This is a genomic window from Colwellia sp. (genome assembly GCF_013215345.1).
Lineage (GTDB): Bacteria > Pseudomonadota > Gammaproteobacteria > Enterobacterales > Alteromonadaceae > Colwellia.
The window spans coordinates 1-17,499 of record NZ_JABSOV010000001.1; the positions used below are offsets into that span (position 1 = coordinate 1).

Here is a 17,499-nt window from a genome sequence, read left to right on the forward strand (position 1 = left end):
GCTTATTTGGCGGAATTATTCTGACAAATACTGTACCACTTATTTGGAAAAAATTACCTTGGCCTTCAGGCACACCAACATTGGCATTAATTTCAGATTTTTGCTTAGGCTTATTTTTAGCGATGTCTTTGATGAGTTTGCAACTATGGACTCTAATAGACCTTGCCCTGCCAATTCTATTACTGCTTGGTGCGCAAGTGATTATGGTGTTAGGTTTTTCTATTTTTGTAATCTTTAGAGCACTTGGCAAAAATTATGATGCGGCAATTATGGCTTCTGGCTATGCCGGCCTAGCCCTTGGAGCAACTCCCACCGCTATTGCCAATATGACCACAGTTACCAAAAAATATGGCCCGTCACCACAGGCATTTATTGTTGTACCACTAATTGGCGCCTTCTTTATTGATATTTCCAATGCATTTATTATCCAAATTTTTCTTGGCTGGCTAAGCTAACGATGCCGATAAACCTTCTACTAAATGATGAGCCTCCACCATTATGAAAAATTTTTATCAAACTTTAATCGCTATTTTTCTCACCAGATTTTTTTAGGATGTGTGAATTACAGTCGATATTCTGGGGTAGAAAACCTTTGGCGTCAGCCACAAAGCTTTACTAACGACACCACCACTAGCCAGTAAGTATTAAGAGCTTTAGGACCACCATCACAGGTCTTGGCCATTAGAAAGCAACTAGCTATTGCTTTAATTTTTGTCGTTGAGAAATCGTTTATTTGGCCCGTTTTTAAGCTCTACATGCCGTCAATTTTGAGGGTGAATGTTTACTTTTTGAGACCAGCCTTATTGAATTTTCTTTTGAGGAAATAATTTTAGCAAAACGTTTAGATCTAATTGGTCAATATTACTAACAAAAACAGACAGCTTTAAAACATCCTTAGGTAAGCTATAGCCACCTAAAAGCCAAACAAACCGCCAAGCTATTACCGGCTTCAATTACACAAATAAGGTTTTACTATCTTCCTTACCCCATCTGAGGTATAACAGCGCAATGAAAATTCCAAAGCGACTATTGCCTCTCGTAGAAGAAGGCATAATTGATGATGTACTCAACCAATTAATGAGCGGTAAAGAAGCCACAGTGTACCGAGTACGTTGTGGTGATGAAATTCGCTGTGCGAAAGTATATAAAGAAGCCACTAAACGAAGCTTTAAAAAAGCATCACAGTACACAGAAGGCAGAAAGGGCCGAAGTAGTCGACGTGCAAGGGCCATGGAAAAAGGCTCTAAGTACGGTAAGAGTCAACAAGAAGAAGCTTGGCAAAATGCTGAAGTTGATGCTTTGTATACTCTTGCCGAACACGATGTACGTGTACCACAACCCTACGGCTGTTTTGACGGCGTATTATTGATGGAACTTATCACTGATGAAGAAGGTGATGTTGCACCACGCCTTAATGATGTAGTGATGCCAGCAGAGCAAGCCATAGAAGATCATGCTTTAATGATGATTTACATTATGCGTATGCTTTGTGCGGGTATTGTGCACGGTGACTTATCCGAATTTAATGTTTTAGTTGATGCATACGGCCCTGTTGTGATCGACTTACCACAAGCGGTTGATGCCTCAGCGAATAACAATGCCAAGGCTATGTTACTGCGTGATGTTAACAATATCACTAGTTATTATGCTCAATTCGCCCCTACGCTAGCTTTAACCAAATTTGGTGAAGAAATGTGGGCGTTATATGAAGCCGGTGAACTCAGTGACACGACTAAGTTAACAGGACAATTTGCCGAGGATACGCAAAGCGCCGATGTTGAAACTGTACTGGCAGAGATCCAAGCCGCTTTTGAACAAGAGCAAGACCGACTTGCTTACCTTAAAGAAGCTGCTGAACAAGATTAATATACTAATGAGTGATAGCTTCACACGTAAGCTATCACTGTTAACTTCGAGCTATAGCGGCAAGGTAGCACGTACTATTTAAACTCAAATATTTAATCCCTCATAATATTGCTATATACGCTATAACCTTTTATTAAGTGCCTAGTGTTGTGGCAATATCTAGCTAAAGAGTTTTAATACCACCTAAAAATTACTATGTAGATCACTGTATCAACCATGTACGCTACACTCTTTATTAGAAAACTTATTATTTCACTAACCTAGCTGTAACGTTATTATGAAATATTTTTGCTGTTTTTTTTTTATTATCATTGGGTTATTTAACTGTGCTGTTGCGGCAACGGGTAAGCTAAATGTTGCTGTATTTCTTGAACCACCCTATGTTGATTTAGTTGCTAACAAGTTAGTAGGTGAAAATATTGACATTATTCATCTGTTAGCTAAATCCATTGGGCTTAAGCCTGTTTTCCTTCGATGTCCTCCTGTGCGTTGTTTAACTATGGTCAAACAAGGTCAGGCTGATATGATATTGGGATTAAGTAAATCTTCTCCTAGAGAACAGCATTTTATCTTTATTAATCCCCCTTATTTACTCCAACATCAGCCTTTACGTTTTTTTACGCTGAAAGCAGACAACTTAACAATAAAAAAATTCAGTGATCTTACCCCTTTACTTGTGGGTACATTAAGAGGTGCTTTGTATTTCCCATTGTTTGATGAAAGCCAATTGATAAAAAAAATAGAGCTAACATCAAGGCAACAACTCGTTAAGATGTTGCTCAAAGGTCGAATAGATACTTTTTTAGAGAGAGAAGAAACCGTATTACCCTTGTTATCAACAGCTGAGTATCAAAATAAATTTTCCATGGCTAATTATCAATATAACAAACCCATGAATAGCTATATTGCTATATCCAGACAGTCAAAAATTAAACATTATGCGAATGAGTTATCTCAAGTATTATCAAAAGCGATATCTGACGGTACTATTGAAAAAATCAGGACAAAAAATCGAAACCAATATCTTAATAATCCTACGAATAAGTAACCTTTACAGCATTAATTTTCGTTCGATGCGGCATCAGAACTCTTTACAATAAAAATATAACCTTTATAAAAAAGGCAGATTAACCTAGGTTAATCTGCCTTTTTTGTTATGACTAGTTAATCACCTGCAACAGCATGACTTAATCGTTAGTTTATAACTATTGCTTGGTATATTTTTCTAACCATTTGAATACTTCATCATACCAAACTACTAGGTTATCAGGCTTACGAATGTGGTGGTCTTCATCAGGAAACATCACTAAACGGCTATCAATGCCTTTACGCTGTAACGTAGTAAATGCACCTAAACTTTGTGCGTACGGCACGCGGTAATCTAATTCACCTTGAATCACTAACATAGGTGTTTGCCAGTTATTAACGTAAGCCGCAGGATTAAATTTTGAATAATCCGTGCTTATTTTACCTTTAGCACTACCAGTTTCTTTGCCCCAAGACGGGCCACCCATATCGTATTCTGGGAACCATAATTCTTCAGTAGTTTGATAAAAACTTGGCATATCATATAAACCAGCGTGATTTATCAAACATTTAAAACCTGTAGGCCAGTTACCGGCAATCCAGTTCATCATATAACCACCGTAAGATGCACCTAACGCACAAGCGTTATCACCATCTAACCAAGGTTGGTCTTTAACGATAAAGTCTAAACCTTTTTGTAAATCTTCTAATGGCTTACCACCCCAATCTCGACTGATTGAATGGGTAAACTCTTGGCCATAACCAGTTGAACCGTGGAAATCTACCATAACGACACCATAACCTTGGGCTGCCCATAATTGCGCATTCCAACGGTAATGAAACATGTTGCCAAAGCTTCCTTGTGGGCCGCCATGTACTAAGAAGGCGATAGGATATTTTTTACCCGCTTCATAGTTAGCAGGCTTTAACCAGTAACCATGGACAGTTTCATCATTCCAACCTTTAAAATTAAATTGTTTATAATCAGCAAATTTAACTCCGGCAAGCTTGTCTTTATTGATATTTGTTAGTTGCTTTAACTCATCACCATGGTCATCAATTGAGAATACATCTTTTGGTGAGTTTAAGGTATGACGGGTAAAATAAAGTTTGTTGCCATAGCTAGTTACATCACCGTTACTGCCGACATTGTAAATTTTGCGCACTTCATCAAACTCAGGGGTAATAGAGAAAATGCTCTTTTGGCCAACATCTTGAGCAACGACATAAAGCGATTTATTATCCGGTGCAAAAGCTAAGCTGCTAATTGAACGATCCCAATCTTGTGCGACAGCACGAGTTTTCCCGGTTCGGTTATCACGAAGTTGTAAGGTAAATTTATCCGCTTCATAACCCGGCGTTTTCATTGCTTTATAAGCTAAGAAACGACCATTTGAAGAATAAACTGGATTAGCATCCCAAGCTTTATTTTGTTCAGTAATATTTTTTAAGTTAAAAGCTGTTTGTCCTGCTGACAGCGCAACTTCAAAGATATCAAAGTTAGTGGTCCAAGCATGATCTTTCGCTGCAGCTTTACTTGAAGAGTCTTTCGCTGAAAAGGCTAACGAGGTAGCATCTGGGTTAATGGTAACTTGGCTCATACCCGAAAAATCACTTTGCCAATTTGGCATTATGTCTTGGGCACTCTTAAGCTGACCGTCTTTACTTAAATGAGCGACAAATAAATGCTCTTTATATTCTGTTGCCCAAACATCCCAGTGACGCACCATTAACTGATCATAAGCGCGGATGTTATATTTCTTCTCGGCATCAATTTTTTTAGCGGCAACAGTACAAGCTAAGCTGTCACAACCCGGCTTAACGGTAAACGACAAAGCAAATACTTGCCCATTTTTAGCCAGCTTAAAGCCATTAATTGCTAATGGAAAATCAGAGATTTGCTTGGCTTTATTGTCATCTAGACTCTTTTGCCAAATTTGGCTGCTGCCACTACGTGAAGAAAGGAAGTAAACCGACTGACCATCATCCGCCCAAACGACATTACTTTCACTTTTCTCATGGCCGGTAAACTGACTGACTTTGCCCGTTTTAACATTTTGTCGATAAAGGTGATTGTCGCTAGCACCTTTTTTCAAACCATAAATTATGCTATCTCCCTGCGGAGAAACACTAACATCATGTAGTTGGTTTAATTGGTTTAGCTTTTCAACGGTAAACACTTCGCTATTAGTGTGCGCATTAGCGCTTACCGACATTGATAGCGATGCTGATGCAGCGAGAGAAATCGCTGCCAGAGTAAATAGTTTTTTCATCATAATTCTCATGTGAAACTGCCAAGATTTTGAATGTAGCAAGAATATACAATCTATATGTTATAAGCAATATTGCTCGGGTCAGTGATAGTTATAACTTTATAAACTAAAGTCACCATTTTATCGCATCAATATAGTCTCAGCTCCAGTCAGCAATCTTAATGATCGGTTTATGTGTACAAAAAGCATAAAGGAAAAAGGAAAGATTTTTTCATATAAAGAATTTCGACTATTTAATGGTAATCAAACTTAATATATTGGCGCGTATTGCAAAGGCTGTATTTAGGTTCGTTATGTATATTTACAAGTTAAAATTGAATACAATATATGAGTATGATGAATTGCAATACAATAACAAAAAAGCAGTTAGCTCTTTTTAGCCTCGCAATATACTTAAATGAACTATTACTTATTAGGCCATTATAGAAACAGAATTTAATCCAAGACAGTGTTTATGGAGTACAGCCGTTAGTAGATGTTATCGTAATCAGTTTTTCACTCATATATTGACCACAAAATGATAATTAGGTTTAGTGTCCTACGCACACTTTAAGCTACCGCAGAACCCAGAAAATAAAAATAATCCTTTAATATCAAATAAATAACATTAATACCCCCCGCTTTGGCTCAAATTCGCTAAACGAAAAGGGATCTTCATTAGTGAAGGTCAAAATATTTACATCACAAACGGCGGAGAATTCCCCCGCAAAAACAAATCGTTTTTAGTATTAAAGGATATATTTTATGAAATTGAAAACTAAATTATTGATGACTTTTTTAGTACTAGCACTAATTCCTACCTTGCTTGTGGGTTTTATTGCGAGTTACATCTCCAGTGCCTCCATTGAAAAACAGGTCTTCTCACAACTTGTTGCCGTTCGAGAAATTAAAAAATCACAAATTGAAAATTACTTTGCTGAGCGTAAAGGTGATATTGAAGTACTCAGTGCTACTATTGAAAAGATACTAGATTTTAGCTCTACTGATGCACTAAACACTTCGGTACATAATAATCACCAGTATTTTGATAATTTTATAAAAGCCTATGGTTATTATGATTTTTTCCTTATTGATGAAGTTGGTGAAATTTTTTACACCGTGACTAAAGAAGCAGACTACCAAACGAATCTACTGACGGGGAGATATAGTCGTTCTGGATTGGGGCAGTTATTTAAAAAAGTACAAAATGATCGCACTTTTGCTATGTCTGATTTCAGCCGGTATGCTCCGAGCAATGATGTCCCGGCAGGATTTATTGCACTACCTTTTACAACAAAGTCAGGTGTAAATATTGTGGTTGCGCTACAACTGTCTATTAAGAAAATCAATGATGTTATGCAACAACGTGCGGGTATGGGTGACACAGGAGAAAGTTACTTAATTGGTAGTGACCTCTTAATGCGGTCAGACTCTTTTCTTGACCCCAAAGGACATTCTGTTCTTGCTTCTTTTGCGGGTAATGTAAAGCAAAATGGTGTTGATACCGAAGGCGCAAAACTTGGCGTCCAAGGGAAAACAGGTGAGAAAATTATTATAGATTACAATGGTAACCCTGTGTTGTCAGCGTTTACTCCGATTGAAATCAATGGTATTCGCTGGGTTTTACTCTCTGAAATTGATGTAGCAGAAGCCTTCGAGCCAATTCATACTCTTTATTGGTATATTGTCATCGTAGTGCTGTTTTTTATTGTCATCATAACCTCCGTCGCCTTAATTATTACTAAATCAATTATAACACCTCTAGGTGGTGAACCTGGCGAAATGAAAATGATATCAGAAACAATCGCTAGTGGTGATTTAACCGTTTCTTTTGATGAAGGGCGTGTTGAGCAAAGTGTTTATGGTGCAATGAAAGCAATGGCAAGTCATCTTCTTGGTGTTGTCAGTAAAATTGTTGATAGCAGTAATAGCTTAGCAAGTTCAGCTGAAGAAACTAGCGCATTAAGTTTGCAGTCTTCAACAAGTTTAGCTGAGCAGCAATCTAGTATTGAGCAGGTTGCAACGGCTGTAGAGGAAATGTCTGTGAGCATTAGTGAAGTTGCAACTAATGCAACTAATGCGGCATCTTCAGCACAATCAGCGCAACAAGCGTCAAGTGAAGCTAACAGCAAAGTGATTCAAACCATAGATGATTTAGGGCGGTTGGATAAAGAAATTAGTCGAGCAAGTGAAGTTATTAAAACATTAGAAACTGACTCTCATGAAATTGGCTCGGTATTAGAGGTAATAAGAGGCATTGCAGACCAAACCAACTTGTTAGCACTTAATGCAGCTATTGAAGCAGCAAGAGCTGGAGAGCAGGGTCGAGGTTTTGCTGTGGTTGCTGATGAAGTCAGAACACTTGCTTCAAAAACACAAGAGTCCACTAAAAACATTGAAGAAATGATAGGCAAACTACAAAACGCCTCAAACGATGCCGTAAAAGTGATGACGGTAAGTAGAGACGTATGTGAGCAGACCTTGTCTAACGCTCAAACTACGGCAGATATGATTCAGGGAATGGACGCTGAAATAGATAGCATTACGCAAATGACCGAATTAATCGCTGCAGCTGTAGAAGAGCAATCTGGTGTGTCTAATGAAATAAGCCAGAGTATTACTGCTATTAGTGATGTCGCCTACGAAAATGCTGCGGCAGCGGCTCAAGTATCAACAGCAGGGCAAGAGATTAGTGTTATTGCAGCAATGTTGCATCAATTAACACAACAATTTACAGTAGCTAAATAAAAGCATTCAAATGGTATTACCCTGACAATGCTGTGAATGTAGTCATATATCGACTGATAATGCGCGGCTAATATTTGGCCAATAAAAAACGCCAGCTTGAAATTCAAGTTGACGTTTTTTTTAATATTTACGCTTATCTGATGCAGATATACTGCTATTTAGCTGCTTGCTTAGCCTTTTTATCGGCTTTTTCTTGGCGACGTTCTTCAATAACATTTTGAATATCACCACCTATATGACTTTCACCGCGTTGCTCTGCTAAAGAGATTTGACGCTGACGTTCAGCATAACGATTACGTTGTTGCTCGGTGACTTTGTCATGACAACGATGACAGCTCACGCCTTTAACGTAATGCTCGCCTTCTTTTTCAGCTTCAGTTAGTGGAAAACGACAAGCAAAACATTGATCATATTGACCTTGCTCTAAGTCATGATTAACCGCGACACGACCATCAAAAACAAAACACTCACCTTCCCACAGTGTCTCAGTACTCGGCACTTCTTCAAGATACTTTAAGATGCCGCCTTCAAGATGATAAACCTCTTCAAAGCCCTGCTCTTTTAAATAAGCGGTAGATTTTTCACAACGAATGCCACCAGTACAATACATGGCAACTTTCTTGTGTTTGTTTTTATCTAGGTTTTTCGCTACATATTCTGGAAATTCACGGAAAGTTTCCGTATTTGGATTGATGGCATTTTTAAAAGTACCAATCTCTATTTCATAATCGTTACGGGTATCAACCAAAACTACGTCGGGATCAGAAATTAGCGCATTCCAATCTTTTGGTTTTACGTAAGTGCCGACCACTTGGTTAGGATCAATACCTTCAATACCCATGGTGACGATTTCTTTTTTCAACTTCACTTTAGTGCGATGAAATGGATTTTCTTCACTATAAGATTCTTTATGAGAAATGTTATCTAAACCCGGCTGCTCACTTAGAAAAGCCAGTACGGTATCAATTCCTGCTTGAGGGCCAGCAATAGTACCGTTGATACCTTCGGCCGCTAATAACAAAGTACCTTTCACTTCAACATTGGCCATTTTATTTGCTAATGGCTCACGTAATGCTTCAAATGCGTCTAAACGCACGAACTTGTATAACGCACAAATGGTGATTGCATTAGGTGTATTGGCGGTAACTTTAGAAGGTATAGCTGTGACAAAGGTAGATAATTTTTTTTCTAATGAACTCATAGAGTCTCCATTGAACTAGCTGGAACGTAAATCCAGTGCTGTAGATTAAAGTGCTTACTAAATGAAAGTAAAACATGCTCTAGAACATGTTTTTAGGGAGCGCATTCTAGCAGAAATTTTCAATAAGTAACATAGCCTATAAATTAAGCAAACCCGAAGTAAAAATTAGCAAGGATAAAAGATAGCTGTCAATTTTCGTTCATTAACATTTTAGCGAACTATTACTTAGCCACTTATTGCGGCTTTAATATACAATCAAGAAAATGATGTATTCCAACGAAAATCATTTTCTTGTCAACTGACTGCTCTAAATAAAAGAGCCATGATGAAAATAAATCCTATGAGGAAAAAAATTACAAACCACGTCCAAACTGCAGATAGGTTTGAACGAGAATTTGTTCTGCTGTTTCCCTAGATAGGCAAGTAGCTAAAATATCATGGTTAACAACCTCTTGGTTAACTTCCTTTGCCACCGATGTCCATTTCATTTGGTCTAATAGAATCTCAACTCTACATTTCTTATTTTCATCGTTGGTGATGTAGAAAACATTAACAACATCAGTGCGATTGATCAGGTTTTTATAGGGGTAATTGTTCGCCGTTTTTATAGTGATATGCTCAGCCTTAGCTAGCTGACAAAAAATAATCATACTTATAAATACTATGTTTTTAATAATCTTAATTGATAAATTTTTCATTTAAATTCTCTGTTCATGTCTTAAGTGTTGATAACAGATTAGTTATGATATGGTGGTAAAACAAACGATATAAAATTGATTGTAATTAAGAAAATCTTAACTATGAAATATTTACCGCCATTGAAGTCGCTACAATTTTTTCTGGTAGCAGGACAATCTAAAAATTTTAAACAAGCCGCTGAACAGCTCAATGTCACACAAGCAGCAGTCAGCCAACAAATTCGATTGTTAGAAGAAAACCTACAAGCGAAATTGTTTGAGCGCACCAATAAACAAACCATGCTTACCGAAAAAGGACGAAAACTATTACCCTTTATGCAAAGGGGATTTGAAGAGTTAAGCAGTGGTATTCAAGTCGTTACCGGGGATCCAAATCCACAAATATTACGTATTTCTACCGTGCATTCTTTTTGCTCTCTTTGGCTGGTTCCTAGGCTTCAGGAGTTCCAAAAATTACACCCTGAAATAATGGTGCAACTTGCTCCATCCAGTGCTCTTATTGATTTTCAACAATCAAATATTGATTTGGCAATTCGTATGGGCAGAGGTGGTTATGCTGATTTAACCGAGAAGAAAATCTATGATGATAACCTCATCTTTGTGGCAAGCCCGAAGCTGCTAGACGGTATTGATAAGGATGACCCTGAGCAAGTATTTCAGTTACCTTGGATAGAGGATACCAGCATAGGAATACAGGAAACCTTTCAAAAATACTGTAAAAACATAAATTTTAACTATGAAAATTTGGTTCCCGTCATTCAAACCAATGATGCACTGCCGCTAATTGATAGTGCGGTGCATGACCGCGGTTTCTTAATGGTAAATAGTAGCTTAGTGGCTGAACATATACGCGCTGGTCGTTTAGTTAAGCTACTCAACTACTCGATAAAAAGTCCCTATTCACTTTACCTTGTCGCGCCAGAACAGCAATTTTCATGGAGAAAAGTTAAGCTATTTGAAGACTGGATAGTACCTAAACTACGTAAGTCATTCTCCGATCTAGACAGTTATGAATAACTCATGATCTTTAGGGTTTACTCAACAAAAATGCCACCTTGATTAACAAGATGACATTTTATAAAACAAATTCATTTGAAGCGTTTCTTTAAGATGAATGGCGCTAGAACAAGGCGGAAGCACGGAGCTTGGTTTACCAAGTGAGTACTTACAACGCTGTTATCGCTCCATTTAGCGATAAGAAACCTTCAAATTAGGCTTCTACTTGTAAGATAACAGTATCTGCTTTCTTGGTGTACTGCTCCATCTTATCGAAGTTCAAGTACCTATAAGTATCAGCTGATGTGGCATCAATTTTAGACGCGTATTCCATGTACTCAGCCGGGCTAGGTATTTTACCTAAGATAGCACCAACACCAGCAAGCTCTGCAGAGGTTAAGTAAACATTGGCGCCATTTCCTAAACGGTTAGGGAAGTTACGTGTAGACGTTGAAAGTACTGTAGATTTATCAGCTACACGTGCTTGGTTACCCATACATAATGAACAACCAGGTGCTTCAACACGCGCGCCAGCTTTACCGAAAATAGAGAAATAACCTTCGTCACTTAACTGCGCGCTATCCATTTTCGTTGGTGGTGCTACCCACATACGTGTTGGTAATGTGCCACCACTCTCTTCAAGGAAAGAGTCAATTATTTTACCCGCGGCACGAAAATGTCCAATGTTAGTCATACATGAACCGATGAATACTTCATCGACTTTAACACCAGCAACTTCTGATAATAATTTGGCATCATCAGGGTCATTTGGACAACAAACGATAGGCTCTTTGATATCAGCTAAATCAATTTCAATAATATGTGCGTATTCGGCATCGCTATCAGCAGACATTAATGAAGGTTTAGCTAACCATGCTTGCATACCTTTAATACGACGAGTAATGGTACGAACATCGCCATAGCCTTCGGCAATCATCCACTTAAGCATAACAATGTTAGAGTTTAAGTACTCGCTAACTGAATCTTCTTCAAGTTTAATAGAACAACCGGCAGCGCTGCGTTCAGCTGATGCATCTGATAATTCAAATGCTTGCTCAACTGATAAACCTTTCAGGCCTTCAATTTCTAGTATGCGGCCTGAGAATTCATTAATTTTACCTGCTTTCTCAACGGTTAATAAACCTTTCTTGATACCGTAGTAAGGGATGGCATGAACTAGGTCACGTAAAGTGATGCCTGGCTGCATTTCACCTTTAAAGCGCACTAATATCGATTCCGGCATATCAAGGGGCATAACACCTGTTGCCGCGGCAAAAGCAACTAAACCGGAGCCTGCGGGGAAAGAAATACCTAATGGGAAACGTGTATGTGAATCACCACCAGTACCAACAGTGTCTGGTAATAACATACGGTTTAACCAAGAGTGAATAACCCCATCACCAGGGCGGAGTGATATGCCACCACGATTCATCATGAAATCAGGCAGGGTGTGATGAGTAATAACATCAATAGGCTTAGGATAAGCAGAGGTATGACAGAAAGACTGCATAGTTAAATCAGCGGAGAAACCTAAACAGGCTAAATCTTTTAATTCGTCACGCGTCATAGGACCGGTAGTATCTTGCGATCCTACTGTGGTCATTTTAGGTTCACAGTATTGACCTGGGCGCACACCATCAACATCACAGGCTTTACCAACCATCTTCTGCGCTAAAGTAAAACCTTTAGTAGAAGCTGCAGGGTCTACAGGTGTTGCAAATAAATCAGTCACTACAAGACCTAATGCTTCACGCGCACGACCGGTTAAACCACGACCGATAATTAATGGAATGCGGCCACCAGCACGCACTTCGTCTAATAATACTGGCGCAAGTTTAAAGGTAGAAATAACCTCACCGGCAGCATTCTTAACAACACCTTGGTATGGGTAAATGTCAATAACATCACCCATATTCATTGCTTGTACGTCTAATTCAATGGGTAATGCGCCGGAATCTTCCATGGTGTTGTAGAAAATAGGGGCGATTTTACCGCCTAAACAGACACCACCACCACGTTTATTAGGGATATAAGCAATATCATCACCCATAAACCATAAAACCGAGTTCGTTGCTGATTTACGTGAAGAGCCAGTTCCAACAACATCACCAACATAAGCCAGTGGAATACCATCTTTTTGTAATTCTTTAATTTGCACGATTGGCCCAACGCTGCCGTCTTTATCCGGTGTAATTCCTTGACGAGCAATTTTAAGCATGGCTTTAGCGTGTAATGGAATATCAGGACGAGACCAAGCATCGGGTGCGGGCGATAAATCATCTGTATTGGTTTCACCGGTAACTTTAAAAACTTTAACAGTAATTTTTTCTGCTACTTTTTCTTTTGCAGTAAACCACTCGGCATCAGCCCAAGATTGCATAACTTGCTTAGCAGCCGCGTTGCCTGCTTCGGCTTTTTCTTGCACGTCATGGAAAGCATCAAACATTAGTAAGGTATGTGATAAACCTTTCGCTGCTGTGGCAGATAATTTGTCACAGTCAAGAAGATCAATCATGGGTTGGATATTATAACCACCTAACATGGTGCCTAATAATTGTGTGGCTTTTTCAGCGCTTAAAATAGCTGAAGTGACTTCACCTTTAGTCACAGCGGCTAAAAAACCTGCTTTAACGTAAGCCGCATCATCAACCCCTGCGGGTACACGATTACTTAATAAATCAATTAAAAAGGCTGCTTCACCCATCGGTGGGTTTTTAATTAATTCAACTAATGCAGCTGTTTGTTCGGCGTCTAAAGCCTTAGGTACTATGCCTACTGCTGCACGTTCCGCTACGTGGTTGCGATATTCTTGAATCACGACTCTCACCTTTTGATAGGGCGGACACTTATTACTTCTTATTAATTGGACTCGATTCTTTGGTTATCAAGACTAGGACAAAGTGGTTAAGTATCCGAAATTAAAAATTATCGATACCTTGCTGCAGTTACTTATTTAAAAGTTAAAGGACAGCAGGGTGATGACTACTATTTGGACTCTATCACTAAATATAGACGATAATTAATCTACACAGGCGCCAAATAAATTGATATTTACCATTACGTGTGAAGAAAGTGTTATGAGTAAAGTGGTATAACCACTATAACTATATCCACTACCAACTATAACCAATGTGAATAGTGCTTATTTAAGCAAATGATTACGTAGTGCTTAGAAAATCAGGTAAAATAGAGATAAGTAGAGATAAAATTTGTCCATGCTAATGATGACAATGTTATTAGCGCCTTAGAACTAGAGAGAGTTTTAAATGAGTCTATATATAGAATACATTAAAGAAATTGAAAGTCGTAAAAATGATCTAGCATTGGCTCCTTTGCCAATTGATGGCGCGGAGTTATTATCTGAGATTATTGCTCAAATTAAAGATTCAGCAAATGAGCATAGAGCTGATTCACTTAACTTTTTCATCTATAACACTTTACCAGGCACAACTAGTGCTGCCGGTGTAAAAGCTGCTTTCCTAAAAGAAATAATCTTAGGCGAATCTGTACTAGCAGAAATTACCCCTACGTATGCTTTTGAATTGTTGTCTCACATGAAAGGCGGACCTTCAATTGAAGTACTTCTTGATTTAGCATTATCTGATGACGCAGCAGTCGCAAAACCAGCAGCAGAAGTATTAAAAACACAAGTATTTTTATATGACGCTGATACAGCTCGTCTTGAAGCGGCTTTTAAAGCAGGCAATGCGCTTGCTAAAGAGGTTTTACAAAGCTACGCACAAGCTGAATTTTTCACTAAGCTTCCAGAAATAGCAGAAAAAATTGAAGTCGTTACTTATATTGCTGGTGAAGGCGATATATCAACTGACTTACTTTCTCCTGGTCATCAAGCTCACTCTCGTGCTGATCGTGAATTACACGGCAAGTGTTTGATCACTCCAGAAGCTCAAGCAGAAATACAAGCATTACAAGCTAAGCACCCTAAAGCTAAAGTAATGCTTATCGCAGAAAAAGGCACTATGGGTGTTGGTTCTTCTCGTATGTCTGGTGTTAACAACGTTGCACTATTGGCGGGTAAAAAAGCAAGTCCTTACGTACCATTTATTAACATTGCCCCAGTTGTTGCAGGTACTAACGGCATCGCTCCTATCTTCCTGACTACTGTTGATGTAACTGGTGGTATTGGTCTTGACCTTAAAAATTGGGTTAAGAAAGTAGATGCTAATGGTAACAATGTTGTTGACGATAATGGCGATGCAGTGCTAGAAGAAGCTTACTCGGTAGCTACAGGTACTGTATTAACTATCGATACTAAAGGGCAGAAGTTATATAACGGTGATAAAGAATTAGTTGACGTATCTTCAGCATTCACTCCACAAAAAGTGGAATTCATGAAAGCAGGTGGTTCTTACGCGGTTACTTTCGGTAAGAAATTGCAAACATTTGCGGCAGAAACTTTGGGCGTTGAAACACCTGCTGTTTACGCAGCATCTAAAGAGATCTCACATGAAGGTCAAGGTTTAACTGCTGTTGAAAAAATATTTAACCGTAACGCAGTTGGTGTTGCTTCAGAAACTCCATTACATGCAGGTTCTAACGTTCGCGTGACAGTGAACATTATTGGTTCTCAGGACACCACTGGCCCAATGACATGCCAAGAGTTAGAAGCGATGGCTGCTTCTACAATTTCGCCAATCGTTGACGGTGCTTATCAGTCTGGTTGTCACACCGCATCGGTATGGGATAGCAAAGCAAAAGCGAACATTCCTAAGCTCATGAGCTTTATGAATAAGTTTGGTCTTATCACTGCGCGTGATCCTAAAGGTGCTTACCTGCCGATGACAGATGTTATTCATAAAGTATTGAATGATATTACTGTGGACGACCGCGCTATCATCATCGGTGGTGATTCGCATACTCGTATGTCTAAAGGCGTCGCTTTTGGTGCCGACTCAGGTACAGTGGCGATCGCATTAGCAACGGGTGAAGCGGCTATGCCAATCCCTGAATCAGTTAAAGTAACCTTTAAAGGTCACATGAAAGACCACATGGATTTCCGTGACGTAGTACACGCAACGCAATTGCAAATGCTTAAGCAATTTGGTGGCGAGAATGTTTTCCAAGGTCGTGTGATTGAAGTACACATTGGTACTTTATTAGCTGACCAAGCATTCACTTTTACCGATTGGTCTGCAGAGATGAAAGCAAAAGCGTCTATCTGTATTTCTGAAGATGACACTTTAGTTCAATCACTTGAGCTAGCTAAAAATCGTATCCAAATAATGATCAATAAGGGTATGGAAAACACAGAAAAAACACTTAACGGTTTAATTGCTTTAGCTGATAAACGTATCGACGGGATCAAAGCAGGCACTACCCCGGCATTATCACCAGATGATACCGCTAAGTATTACGCAGAAGTGGTTGTTGATTTAGATGCTATTGATGAGCCAATGATTGCTGATCCTGACGTAAATAATGATGATCTATCTAAGCGTTATACCCATGACGTAATTCGTCCTGTTTCATTCTACACAGATAAATCAGTTGATTTAGGTTTTGTTGGTTCTTGTATGGTGCATAAAGGCGATATGCAAATCATCGCGCAAATGTTACGTAACATGGAAGCACAAGGTAAGAAGATTGAATTTAAAGCACCATTAGTTGTCGCGCCACCAACATACAACATTGTTGATGAGCTTAAAGCTGAAGGTGACTGGGACATTTTACAAAAGTATTCCGGCTTTGAATTTGATGATGCACATCCGAAAGGTGCTGCTCGTACTAAGTACGAAAATATCATGTACCTTGAACGCCCAGGTTGTAACTTATGTATGGGTAACCAAGAGAAAGCTGAACCAGGCGATACGGTAATTGCTACTTCTACACGTTTATTCCAAGGTCGTGTGGTAGCGGATACTGCAGAGAAGAAAGGTGAATCATTACTTGGTTCAACGCCTCTAGTTGTACTTTCAACTATGCTGGGTCGTTTCCCTACTCTTGCAGAGTACAAAAGTGCTGTAGACGGTATTAACTTAACTAAGTTCACTCCACCAACACATGAGCTGAGCACTAAGTTCACCGGTGAAGCTGTACCAATTAAAGTAGTTTAATCCCTAATTAGGGGCTAACTAGGAGCTAATTAGGCGCTAGCTAGGCGCTCTATTTTAATAGCTAAATCAATAATGGGGGCTACTTGTATAAGTAGCCCCCATTTTTTTCATCTTAAATTTATTTACAATAAGCTTTATTAAACGTGAGTCGATAACCACTGCACAGGATTAATATCCGTGACTTAATACCCGTAAAAAGGATCATTTATTTGCTTATTGCACACTCTAATTTTGCGGTTAAGTTTGGCATAATCAAATTTGGTGAAGCACGCGGATAATCAAAACTCTCAACCCCTTTAACTAACTCCAATTTGTAGCCATACTGACCACAAATTAAATATCCTCTACGCAATAAAAAAGCAGATAAACGGTCAAAACTAACGTTATTATTAGCTATAACTTCAAGTTGATAATTATTATCATCAAATTTCGTTTTTTTTAATTGCAGCTGGTGATCAAAGTCCCACTCAGATTTCGCTTGGCCTAGAACGGCTGTACTTGGTCCAGCACATGCACCTAAAAAGAATGCACATAGTGGTGGAAGGATATATTTATGCGCGAGCTTAGTTTTTAGCATTGTCATCGTTATTTTCCTTATAACTTTTGCCATTACCTTGAATTTTATAGTTTATCAAAAA

General features: G+C 38.8%; 11 protein-coding genes. 6 read left to right on the forward strand and 5 right to left on the reverse strand.

Going from position 1 to position 17,499, the window contains the following annotated elements; translation table 11 throughout:
• The 3 genes from HRT50_RS00005 to HRT50_RS00015 all read left to right on the forward strand — a co-directional run.
• Positions 1-455 (forward strand): sodium/glutamate symporter (locus HRT50_RS00005; protein WP_291610032.1); only part of this gene is annotated, 455 nt, incomplete at its 5' end.
• Between the two features lie 553 nt (positions 456-1,008).
• The gene (locus HRT50_RS00010) at positions 1,009-1,866 is read left to right on the forward strand and encodes a PA4780 family RIO1-like protein kinase (protein ID WP_291610034.1); all 858 of its coding nucleotides are present in this window, start codon (positions 1,009-1,011) and stop codon (positions 1,864-1,866) included.
• Positions 1,867-2,143: 277 nt separating this feature from the next.
• Positions 2,144-2,914 carry an ABC transporter substrate-binding protein gene (locus HRT50_RS00015; RefSeq protein WP_291610037.1) on the forward strand — a complete coding sequence of 257 codons (771 nt, stop codon included), beginning with the start codon at positions 2,144-2,146 and terminating at the stop codon, positions 2,912-2,914.
• A gap of 157 nt (positions 2,915-3,071) precedes the next feature.
• Here the strand turns inward: HRT50_RS00015 and HRT50_RS00020 are convergent, their stop codons facing one another.
• A complete protein-coding gene (locus HRT50_RS00020; protein WP_291610154.1) occupies positions 3,072-5,165 on the reverse strand; it encodes a S9 family peptidase in 2,094 nt (697 codons plus the stop codon).
• A gap of 744 nt (positions 5,166-5,909) precedes the next feature.
• Between HRT50_RS00020 and HRT50_RS00025 the strand changes: the two genes are divergently transcribed.
• The gene (locus tag HRT50_RS00025) at positions 5,910-7,892 is read left to right on the forward strand and encodes a methyl-accepting chemotaxis protein (RefSeq protein WP_291610039.1); all 1,983 of its coding nucleotides are present in this window, start codon (positions 5,910-5,912) and stop codon (positions 7,890-7,892) included.
• Positions 7,893-8,046: 154 nt separating this feature from the next.
• Here HRT50_RS00025 and HRT50_RS00030 read toward each other — a convergent pair whose 3' ends face one another.
• Together HRT50_RS00030 and HRT50_RS00035 are read right to left on the reverse strand one after the other, a co-directional pair.
• Positions 8,047-9,093, reverse strand: coding sequence for a rhodanese-related sulfurtransferase (locus HRT50_RS00030; protein WP_291610041.1), 1,047 nt, complete (start codon positions 9,091-9,093; stop codon positions 8,047-8,049).
• A gap of 353 nt (positions 9,094-9,446) precedes the next feature.
• Positions 9,447-9,791 carry a hypothetical protein gene (locus HRT50_RS00035; protein WP_291610043.1) on the reverse strand — a complete coding sequence of 115 codons (345 nt, stop codon included), beginning with the start codon at positions 9,789-9,791 and terminating at the stop codon, positions 9,447-9,449.
• Between the two features lie 102 nt (positions 9,792-9,893).
• On the opposite strand from HRT50_RS00035, the gene HRT50_RS00040 reads away from it, so the two are divergent.
• Positions 9,894-10,808: a LysR substrate-binding domain-containing protein gene (locus HRT50_RS00040; protein WP_291610045.1), complete on the forward strand. Its 915-nt coding sequence runs from the start codon at positions 9,894-9,896 to the stop codon at positions 10,806-10,808.
• 193 nt (positions 10,809-11,001) lie between these two features.
• Here HRT50_RS00040 and acnB read toward each other — a convergent pair whose 3' ends face one another.
• Positions 11,002-13,605 (reverse strand): bifunctional aconitate hydratase 2/2-methylisocitrate dehydratase, encoded by a 2,604-nt coding sequence (gene acnB / locus HRT50_RS00045; protein WP_291610047.1) that lies wholly within the window; start codon positions 13,603-13,605, stop codon positions 11,002-11,004.
• Positions 13,606-14,053: 448 nt separating this feature from the next.
• On the opposite strand from acnB, the gene HRT50_RS00050 reads away from it, so the two are divergent.
• Positions 14,054-16,861, forward strand: a complete 2,808-nt coding sequence (locus tag HRT50_RS00050; RefSeq protein ID WP_291610049.1) for a bifunctional aconitate hydratase 2/2-methylisocitrate dehydratase — start codon at positions 14,054-14,056, stop codon at positions 16,859-16,861.
• Between the two features lie 205 nt (positions 16,862-17,066).
• Here HRT50_RS00050 and HRT50_RS00055 read toward each other — a convergent pair whose 3' ends face one another.
• Positions 17,067-17,444, reverse strand: coding sequence for a hypothetical protein (locus HRT50_RS00055; protein WP_291610051.1), 378 nt, complete (start codon positions 17,442-17,444; stop codon positions 17,067-17,069).
• Between the last annotated feature and the right edge of the window lie 55 nt (positions 17,445-17,499).